8 protein-coding genes and 2 pseudogenes are annotated in these 9555 nt (G+C 68.0%); 2 read left to right on the top strand and 8 right to left on the bottom strand.

All coding sequences use genetic code 11. From position 1 onward, the window contains the following. The 7 genes and pseudogenes from A5624_RS01510 to dop form a co-directional block, all read right to left on the bottom strand. Positions 1-372, bottom strand: a pseudogene (locus A5624_RS01510) (protein pafC); the annotation flags it as partial. 73 nt (positions 373-445) lie between these two features. Beyond that, positions 446-1486 carry a YafY family protein gene (locus tag A5624_RS01505; protein ID WP_066860419.1) on the bottom strand — a complete coding sequence of 347 codons (1041 nt, stop codon included), beginning with the start codon at positions 1484-1486 and terminating at the stop codon, positions 446-448. Positions 1487-1561: 75 nt separating this feature from the next. After that, positions 1562-2920, bottom strand: a complete 1359-nt coding sequence (pafA, locus tag A5624_RS01500) for a Pup--protein ligase (RefSeq protein ID WP_156748731.1) — start codon at positions 2918-2920, stop codon at positions 1562-1564. A gap of 213 nt (positions 2921-3133) precedes the next feature. Further along, positions 3134-3898, bottom strand: a complete 765-nt coding sequence (prcA, locus tag A5624_RS01495) for a proteasome subunit alpha (RefSeq protein ID WP_066860413.1) — start codon at positions 3896-3898, stop codon at positions 3134-3136. Continuing rightward, the gene (prcB, locus tag A5624_RS01490) at positions 3895-4785 is read right to left on the bottom strand and encodes a proteasome subunit beta (protein ID WP_066860407.1); all 891 of its coding nucleotides are present in this window, start codon (positions 4783-4785) and stop codon (positions 3895-3897) included. The genes prcA and prcB overlap by 4 nt, the downstream gene beginning before the upstream one ends. Next, a complete protein-coding gene (locus A5624_RS01485; RefSeq protein WP_066860430.1) occupies positions 4782-4976 on the bottom strand; it encodes a ubiquitin-like protein Pup in 195 nt (64 codons plus the stop codon). Before A5624_RS01485 ends, prcB begins: the two co-directional genes overlap by 4 nt. Before the next feature lie 118 nt (positions 4977-5094). After that, complete coding sequence (gene dop, locus A5624_RS01480; protein WP_066860404.1) at positions 5095-6603, bottom strand: pup deamidase/depupylase; 1509 nt, start codon at positions 6601-6603, stop codon at positions 5095-5097. A gap of 279 nt (positions 6604-6882) precedes the next feature. Between dop and A5624_RS01475 the strand changes: the two are divergent. Both A5624_RS01475 and A5624_RS01470 read left to right on the top strand, forming a co-directional pair. Further along, a pseudogene (locus A5624_RS01475) lies at positions 6883-7167 on the top strand (hypothetical protein); the annotation flags it as partial. Between the two features lie 10 nt (positions 7168-7177). Then, entirely contained in the window at positions 7178-7822 is a 645-nt protein-coding gene (locus A5624_RS01470) for a hypothetical protein (RefSeq protein WP_066860398.1), read from the top strand. Positions 7823-7850: 28 nt separating this feature from the next. Here the strand turns inward: A5624_RS01470 and arc are convergent. Further along, positions 7851-9555, bottom strand: a 1705-nt coding sequence (gene arc, locus A5624_RS01465; RefSeq protein ID WP_066860394.1) for a proteasome ATPase, incomplete at its 5' end; no start/stop codon positions are given.

The following is a 9555-nucleotide window of genomic DNA, read 5'->3' as shown; positions in this document are numbered from 1 at the left end:
GGCCCCGGCGGCGCCCTCGATCTTGGCGATCGCGCTGCGCGCGGCCTCGGGGTCGACGACGCCGGGAATGTCGGCCAGCGCCCGCAACGCGACCAGCAGCCCGGTGGCCTCCGGCGAGGTGAGCTTGAGCGGGCGGTCGATTCCCGCGGAGAAGGTCACCTCGATGGTGTCCCCGGAGAACTCGAAATCGATCAGGTCCCCCGGAAAGTAGCCCGGCAGCCCGCACATCCACAGCTGGTTCAGGTCGTCTTCGAGCTGCTTGGCCGACACCCCGAGATCGGCGGCCGCCTTGGCTCGGGTGACCCGGGGATTGGCCTGGAAATACGGAACCATGTTCAACAGCCGGATCAGCCGGGTGGAGATCGGAGTCATTGGCGCCACTCTCCCCCGCAAGCGGGAGGTGCCCCCGCCTCATCGCCGCGCTCTGCATCGTCGCTGGCGCGTGTCACGCGGACACTCCCCCGCGGCCGGGCGGTTGCCCCGCCCCGACGGCGTCCCCGCCCGCATGCGCGCGCAGCCGGGCCAGCACGTCGTCGCGCAGGGACTGCGGTTCGAGCACCAGGGCGTCGGGCCCGTAGCCGGCGATGTCCCGTGCCAGCTGGTCGGCGAAGGAGATGTCGAGTTCGATCACCTCGCCGTCGCGACCGCCGAACTGGCGGGCATCGACGGGCCTGCCCGCGCGCCGCAGCGCGGTGGCCCGCCCGTCGGCCACCCACACTCGCGCCCGCCCGACGGTCGGCCCCGCCGACACTTCGGTGACGGTCTGGGCCACGATCTTGCGCAGGTCAACGTCTTTCGGCACGGTGACGGCGCCCGGCGGCCCGATCGGCGTGACGTCCGCACCGATCCGGGAAAGCCGGAAGGTCCGGGTGGCGTCGCGGTCGCGGTCGTGGCCCACCAGATACCAGCGGCCCTTCTCGGTGACCACGCCCCAGGGCTCGACGGTGCGGGTGGCGTATGGCTCGGCCCTCGAGGGTCGGTGCTGAAACTGCACCGCCTGCCGGGCGTCGATGGCGGACAACAGGATTCCCAGGACGTCTTCCGACCCGCGCAGGCCGGGCACGCCGGCCGGCGACGCGATGGCGACGGGCGCGTCGGGATCGACGTCGACGCCGGCCGCGCGCAGCTTGAGCAGCGCGCCCTGCGTCGCGGTGATCAGCTCGGGCGACTCCCACAGCTGCGTCGCAACGGCGACCGCGGCCGCCTCGTCGGGGGTCAGGTCGACCGGTGCGAGCGCGTAGGCGTCGCGGTTGATCCGGTAACCCTCGGTGGGGTCCCAGGCCGAGGCCCGGCCGACCTCGAGCGGGATGCCCAGGTCGCGCAGCTCGTTCTTGTCGCGCTCGAACATGCGGGAGAACGCCTCGGCGCTGGGGCTGTCCGAATAGCCCGCCACGCTCGACCTGATCTTCTCCGCCGAGATGTAACCGCGGGTGGACAGCAGGGCGATGACCAGATTCACCAGCCGTTCGACTTTTGACGTCGCCATTGGCTCCAGGTTATTCGATGGTCCTCGTCTGGCGCTTCCGCCGGCCATCCGCGTCGCGCCGGCGCGTCGGAGCGGCTACATGCTTGCGATCAGGCGCTTGACCCGCTCGTCGACCGCACGGAACGGGTCCTTGCACAGCACGGTGCGCTGCGCCTGGTCGTTGAGCTTGAGGTGCACCCAGTCGACGGTGAAGTCACGGCCGGCGGCCTGGGCGGCGCTGATGAACTCGCCGCGCAGCCGCGCCCGGGTGGTCTGCGGCGGGTTGTCGACCGCCTCGGCGATATCCTCGTCGGTGGTGACGCGGGCGGCCAGCCCCTTGCGCTGCAACAGGTCGAAGACGCCGCGTCCGCGCTTGATGTCGTGGTAGGCCAGGTCCAGCTGGGCGACCTTGGCGTCGGACAGCTCCATGTTGTAGCGGTCCTGGTAGCGCTGGAAGAGCTTGCGCTTGATCACCCAGTCGATCTCGGTGTCCACCTTGGCGAAGTCCTGGCTTTCGACCGCGTCGAGCTGGCGGCCCCACAGGTCGACGATCTGCTCGATCTGCGCGTTGGGTTCGCGGGTCTGCAGGTGCTCGACGGCGCGGGTGTAGTACTCCCGCTGGATGTCCAGCGCGCTGGCCTGCCGCCCGCCCGCCAGCCGCACGGGCCGGCGACCGGTGATGTCGTGGCTGACCTCGCGGATGGCGCGGATGGGATTGTCCAGCGAGAAGTCCCGGAACGGGACGCCGGCTTCGATCATCTCGAGCACCAGAGCGGCCGTGCCCACCTTGAGCATGGTGGTGGTCTCGCACATGTTGGAGTCGCCGACGATCACGTGCAGCCGCCGGTATTTCTCGGCGTCGGCGTGGGGCTCGTCGCGGGTGTTGATGATCGGCCGGCTGCGGGTGGTGGCCGAGGAAACGCCTTCCCAGATGTGCTCGGCGCGTTGGGAAAGACAGAACGTCGCGGCCTTGGGGGTCTGTAAGACCTTTCCGGCGCCGCAGATCAGCTGGCGGGTGACCAGGAACGGCAACAGCACATCGGAGATCCGGGAGAACTCACCGGCCCGCACGATCAGGTAGTTCTCGTGGCACCCGTAGGAGTTGCCCGCCGAGTCGGTGTTGTTCTTGAAAAGGTAGATGTCGCCGCCGATGCCCTCGTCGGCCAGCCGCTGCTCGGCGTCGACGAGCAGGTCTTCCAGCACCCATTCGCCCGCCCGGTCGTGGGTGACCAGCTGCACCAGGCTGTCGCACTCGGCGGTGGCGTACTCCGGGTGGCTGCCGACGTCGAGGTACAGGCGGGCGCCGTTACGCAGGAAAACATTGGAGCTGCGGCCCCAGGACACGACACGGCGGAACAAGTAGCGGGCCACCTCGTCCGGGCTGAGCCGCCGGTGCCCATGGAATGTGCAGGTGACCCCGAACTCGGTCTCGATGCCCATGATTCGTCGCTGCACGTAATCGAGCGTACTGGTTGTCCGACCGGGACGGTGAGCAAGCCGCGCGTATCAATCCGACGAAGTTTTCCGGAGGCCACGCGGACGCCTTCGGGAGGCCGCACCGGGCGACCGTCCGCCCGCACCGGACCTTGCGACTCTTCGCGGCTCACCCGCACCTTGGGCACCAACAGCAACATAGGCACCGGCGGCGTGGGCCGCGCCGAGCGATGCCTAGTCGGCGGATTCCCCGTTCGATTCCTCGCCGTCGCCTGCCGGGCCGTCGGAATCCAACTCGCGCAGCAAATTTTCCAGGCTGGCGCGGTTGATCCGCCGGAACGCCCGTCGCGGCCGGTTGACATCCAGGATGGCGACTTCCAGGCTGCCGACGTCCAGGGCTGCCTGGTCGCCATTCGACGCTTCGCTGCCGGCCCGCAGGGCCTTGACGGCGATGCGGGTGGCCTCACGCAGGTCGGCGTTCTCGGCGTAAGAGTCCTTGAGCGCCGTGGTGATCGGTTCGGTGGTGCCACCCATCACCACGAAATGCGGCTCGTCGGCGATCGATCCGTCGTAGGTAATCCGGTACAGCTCAGGCGGTCTGCTCTCGCCGTAGTGCGCGACCTCGGCCACGCACAGCTCCACCTCGTAGGGCTTGGCCTGCTCGGTGAAGATGGTGCCCAGCGTCTGCGCGTAGACGTTGGCCAGCTGCCGGCCCGTGACGTCACGACGGTCGTAGGCGTACCCGCGGGTGTCGGCGAACTGGATTCCGCCGCGGCGCAAGTTGTCGAATTCGTTGAACTTGCCGGCGGCCGCGAAGCCGACGCGGTCGTAGAGCTCGCTGATCTTCTGCAGTGACCGCGACGGGTTCTCCGCGACGAAGAGCACACCACCGGCGTAGGCCAGCGCGACCACGCTCTTGCCCCGGGCGATGCCCTTGCGCGCGAGCTCGCTGCGCTCGCGCATCGCCTGCTCGGGCGAGATGAAATACGGGAAGCTCACTTCTCACCACCATCGGGGCCGAAAGTGTCGGCGCGCGAACGGCTTTGGATCACTTCGCGGGCCAATTCGGCGATGCGGCTCTCCGGCACGTCGAGCGCTCCCTCGGCGCCGATGGTGACCGCGGTCGGGTAGATGCCGCGCACCAGATCCGGTCCGCCGGTGGCGGAATCGTCATCGGCGGCGTCGTAGAGCGCCTCGATGGCGACGCGCACCGCGGAGTCGGCGTCGGTGACCTGCGAGTACAACTTCTTCATCGACGACTTGGCGAAAATCGATCCCGACCCCACCGACTGGTAGCCCTCCTCTTCCAGGTTCCAGCCGCCGGCGGCGTCGAAAGACACGATGCGCCCGGCGCCTTCGGGATCCGGCGCATCGATGTCGTAGCCCACCAGCAGCGGCAAGGCGATCAGACCCTGCATCGCGGCGGCCAGGTTGCCCCGCACCATGATGGCCAACCGGTTCACCTTGCCGGCGAACGTGAGCGGCACGCCCTCGAGCTTCTCGTAATGCTCGAGTTCCACCGCATACAGGCGGGCGAATTCCACCGCGATCGCGGCGGTGCCGGCGATGCCGGTGGCCGTGTAATCGTCGGTGATGTACACCTTCTTGACGTCGCGCCCGGCGATCATGTTGCCCTGCGTCGAACGCCGATCGCCGGCGAGCACCACGCCGCCGGGATATTTCAGCGCGACGATGGTGGTGCCGTGGGGCAGCTGCCCCGCGGCGCCATCGGACTGCGTGCCCGACAGGCTCGCCGGCAGCAACTCCGGCGCCTGCCGACGCAACAGATCAGCAAACGACGAGAGGTCTATAGCGAGGCTTCTTGGAGGTGCGTAGCCCGGAAGTGCGGAATTGGTGGACAGGCGATCAGAGAAAGGCCAGGTCACTGTCCGCCCTTTTGGACATACGCGCGAACGAAGTCCTCGGCATTCTCCTCGAGGACGTCGTCGATCTCATCCAGCAGATCGTCGGTGTCCTCGGCTAGCTTCTCCCGGCGTTCTTGGCCCGCGGCGGTGCTGCCGGCGACATCGTCTTCGTCGTCGCCACCACCGCCACGCTTGGTCTGCTCCTGAGCCATCGCCGCCTCCTGCGTTGTCTGGGCCCGTTGAATGGCTTGTTCACCGATCAAGCCACACTGCCCGTTGGTCTTTCCTAGCCTACCGGTCGACCCCGACGTTCCCTGGGTTAACCGGCACCTAGCTGGTGAGTTGTTCGACCAGTTGGGCGGCGCTGTCCACCGAGTCCAGCAGCGCCCCGACGTGGGCTTTGCTGCCGCGCAGCGGCTCTAACGTCGGGATCCGGACCAGCGAATCACCACCCAGATCGAAAATCACCGAGTCCCAGCTGGCCGCGGCGATGTCGGCGCCGAATCGGCGCAGGCACTCACCGCGGAAGTAGGCGCGGGTGTCCGTCGGCGGCTTGTCCACCGCTTCGAGCACCTGATGCTCGGTCACCAGGCGCTTCATCGAACCGCGCGCGACGAGCCGGTTGTAGAGGCCCTTGTCCAGCCGGACGTCGGAATACTGCAGGTCCACCAGGTGCAGCCGCGGCGCCGACCAGCTCAGGTTCTCGCGCTGCCGGAACCCTTCGAGCAGGCGCAGCTTAGCCGGCCAGTCGAGTATTTCGGCGCATTCCATCGGGTCGCGCTCGAGCTGGTCGAGCACGTGCGCCCAGGTTTCGACGACGTCGGACGCGCGCGGATCGGGGTCGCGGCTGTCGACCAGCTTGGCCACCCGATCGAGGTAAACCCGTTGCAGCGCAAGCCCCGTCAGCTCCCGGCCGTCGGCCAGCGCCACGACGGCGCGCAGCGACGGGTCGCGGCTGATGGCGTGGACCGCATGCACCGGCCGCGCCAGCGCCAGGTCGCTCAGGTCGATGCCGTGCGCCGGGCCCTCTTCGATCAGGTCCAGCACCAGCGCCGTGGTGCCCAGCTTCAGATACGTCGACGTCTCGGCGAGGTTCGCGTCGCCGATGATGACGTGCAGCCGCCGGTATCGATCGGCGTCGGCGTGCGGCTCGTCGCGGGTGTTGATGATGCCGCGCTTGAGCGTGGTTTCCAGGCCGACCTCGACCTCGATGTAGTCCGAGCGCTGGGACAGCTGGAAGCCGGGCTCGTCACCGGAGGGGCCGATGCCGACCCGGCCCGAGCCGGTGACCACCTGCCGGGAGACCAGAAAGGGGGTCAGCCCGGCGATGATGGCCGAAAACGGCGTCTGCCGCGACATCAGATAGTTCTCGTGCGACCCGTAGGACGCGCCCTTGCCGTCGACGTTGTTCTTGTAGAGCTGCAGTTTCGCGGCCCCCGGCACGCTGGCGACGTGGCGTGCGGCGGCCTCCATGACGCGCTCGCCGGCCTTGTCCCAGATCACCGCGTCCAGCGGGTCGGTGCACTCGGGGGCGGAGTATTCGGGATGCGCGTGGTCGACGTAGAGCCGCGCGCCGTTGGTCAGGATCATGTTGGCCGCGCCGACCTCGTCGGCGTCGACCACCGGGGGCGGGCCGGCCGAGCGGCTCAGGTCGAAGCCGCGGGCATCCCGCAACGGCGATTCCACCTCGTAATCCCAGCGGGTGCGCTTGGCGCGCTGGATGCCCGCTGCGGCCGCATACGCCAAAACCGCCTGCGTCGACGTGAGGATCGGATTGGCTGTCGGGTCCGATGGCGATGAAATGCCGTATTCGACCTCCGTTCCGATAATCCGTTGCATGACCTAAGCGTAGGCCGGGCGACGAAGTGGCCCGCGCGGCGGGGCGCGCGGGAGCCGGCCGATGCGATTCGCCCGGGCGAGCCCGCGGCCCGACCGACGTCCGCAAACCGCCCGTCGGGCAACCCTTTCGATACGGCCGCCGCGGGTGGGCTGCCGGCCGTAGGGTGACCCGGCATGGAGCTTCTTCGCGGCCGCGCTCCGGACCGCCGAGCCGCGCCGGGCGCCGCCGCCGAAAGCTGGTTCTTGGAGCGCGGTTTGCCGTTCGTGCTCACCCGGCGAAGCCCCGACCTGCTCAACGAGTGGACCCACACCTACACCAGCCGCGCGACGGTGCTCGGATTCACGCTGCCGGTGCCCGACTCACTGATCCACATGACCCTGTTCCTCGGCGCGCTGACGTTCATGTACATCAGCGCCCGCGCGGCGGGCGACGCGGAGTACCGGTCCACCTTTCTCGACCCGCTGATCGACGACCTGCAGACGACTTTGGTGGCGCGTAACCGCTATCGAGGCGCCGCCGGGCCCGCCGTCCGTCGTATTGACGGCACCGGTACCAGTGATTAATTTCACCGGAGTGTCCGCCCCCGAATCCGGCCGCGCCGTCGGTAAACACGCACTGGACCTGTCCGGGAAGCGCTATGGCGAGGTACTCCTGGTAACTCCCGGCGAGGCGGGCCCACAGGCAACGGTTTACAACAGCTTCCCGCTCAACGACTGTCCCCAGGAGCTGTGGTCGGCGCTGGACGCGCACGCCATCGCCACCGAACACGGCGCGGCCGCAGCCCTGCTCAACGGTCCCCGCTACTGGCTGATGAACGCCATCGAAAAACAGGCCCGCGGGCCGCAGATCACCAAGTCCTTCGGCGGCATCGAGATGATCCAGCAGGCCACCGTGCTGTTGTCGTCGATGAACCCTGCGCCATATGTCCCCAACACGGTCAGTCGCCACACGGTGTTCGTCTTCAACGCCGGCCAGCAGGTGTTCGAACTCATCGATCCGCAGAGCCGGCACTGGGTGATGCAGACCTGGAGCCAGGTCGCCGACGCCACCTTGTCGCGCGACGACCTACCGGGCCTTGCCGACCGGCTCGACCTGCCGGCCGGGTGGTCGTATCAACCGCGGGTCCTCACCGAAGAACTGCGCGTGGACACGACCCAGCGGCCCGCCCAGGTGCTGCAGGACAACCTGACCAACAGCTATTCGCTGGTGACCGACTGAGCCCCACGGGCTCAGCCGGCGCCGAGCCCTACAGGTACTGGCCCAGGTTGGATTCGGTGTCGATGGCCCGCGATGCGCTCGAGCTCTTGCCGGTGACCAGGGTGCGGATGTAGACGATCCGCTCGCCCTTCTTGCCCGAAATCCGCGCCCAGTCATCGGGGTTGGTGGTGTTGGGCAGGTCCTCGTTCTCGGCGAACTCGTCGACGATCGAGTCCAGCAGATGCTGGATGCGCAGACCGGGCTGCCCGGTCTCCAGCACCGACTTGATCGCGTTCTTCTTCGCCCGGTCGACGACGTTCTGGATCATGGCGCCGGAGTTGAAGTCCTTGAAGTACATGACTTCCTTGTCACCGTTGGCGTAGGTGACCTCCAGGAACCGGTTGTCGTCGATCTCGGCGTACATCCGCTCGACGACCTTTTCGATCATCGCCCGGATGCAAGCCGAACGGTCGCCCCCGAACTCGGCGAGATCGTCGGCGTGCACCGGCAGCGTCTCGACCAGGTACTTCGAGAAGATGTCTTGTGCCGCTTCGGCATCGGGCCGCTCGATCTTGATCTTCACGTCCAGACGGCCGGGCCGCAGGATCGCCGGGTCGATCATGTCCTCACGGTTGGAGGCGCCGATCACGATGACGTTCTCCAGGCCCTCGACGCCGTCGATCTCGCTCAGCAACTGCGGGACGACGGTGGTCTCGACGTCCGAGGAGACGCCGGTCCCGCGGGTGCGGAAGATCGAGTCCATCTCGTCGAAGAACACGATCACCGGTGTGCCTTCCGACGCCTTCTCGCGGGCGCGCTGGAAGATCAGCCGGATGTGCCGCTCGGTCTCACCGACGAACTTGTTGAGCAGCTCGGGTCCCTTGATGTTCAAGAAGTAGGACTTGGCCTCGCGGGCGTCGTCGCCGCGCACCTCGGCCATCTTCTTGGCCAGCGAGTTGGCCACGGCCTTGGCGATCAGCGTCTTACCGCAACCGGGCGGACCGTAGAGCAGCACACCTTTGGGCGGGCGCAGCGCGTACTCGCGGTACAGCTCCTTGTGCAGGAACGGCAGCTCCACCGCGTCCCGGATCTGCTCGATCTGGCGGGTCAGGCCACCGATGTCCTCGTAGCTGACGTCGGGCACCTCTTCGAGCACCAGGTCCTCGACCTCGGCCTTGGGGATCCGCTCGAAGGCGTACCCGGCCTTGGTGTCGACCAACAGCGAGTCGCCGGGCCGCAGCCTGCGCGGCCGGGTGTCGTCGTTCAGCGCGTCGGGATGCCCCTCCGGGAGGTCCTCGGCGACCAGCGGCTCGGCCAGCCACACGATGCGCTCCTCGTCGGCGTGCCCGACGACCAGGGCCCGGTGCCCGTCGGCCAGGAGCTCACGCAACGTGGAGATTTCGCCGACCGATTCGAACGTGCCGGCCTCGACGACGGTCAGGGCCTCGTTGAGCCGGACCGTCTGCCCCTTGCGCAGCAAGGGAACTTCGATGTTCGGCGAGCACGTCAGCCGCATCTTGCGGCCGGAGGTGAACACGTCGACCGTGTCGTCCTCGTGCGTGCCGAGCAGGACGCCGTAGCCGCTGGGCGGCTGCCCCAGCCGATCGACTTCCTCACGCAGCGCAAGCAGTTGCTGGCGAGCCTCTTTAAGGGTCTCCATCAACTTCGAGTTCCGCGACGCGAGCGAGTCGATGCGCGCTTCGAGCTGATGCACATCGCGGGCGGAGCGGGCACCTCCATGCGAGCCGACGGCG

This window comes from Mycobacterium sp. 1482292.6, assembly GCF_001672995.1.
GTDB classification, from domain to species: domain Bacteria; phylum Actinomycetota; class Actinomycetes; order Mycobacteriales; family Mycobacteriaceae; genus Mycobacterium; species Mycobacterium europaeum_A.
The sequence above is the reverse complement of the archived record's forward strand: the minus strand, read 5'-3'. Positions and strand labels throughout refer to the sequence as shown.

Coding starts and splice junctions, on each gene's coding strand:
- A5624_RS01505 (WP_066860419.1), bottom strand. CDS start 1,486: ATGGCGACGTCAAAAGTCGAACGGCTGGTGAATCTGGTCATCGCCCTG.
- A5624_RS01485 (WP_066860430.1), bottom strand. CDS start 4,976: ATGGCTCAGGAGCAGACCAAGCGTGGCGGTGGTGGCGACGACGAAGAC.
- dop (WP_066860404.1), bottom strand. CDS start 6,603: ATGCAACGGATTATCGGAACGGAGGTCGAATACGGCATTTCATCGCCA.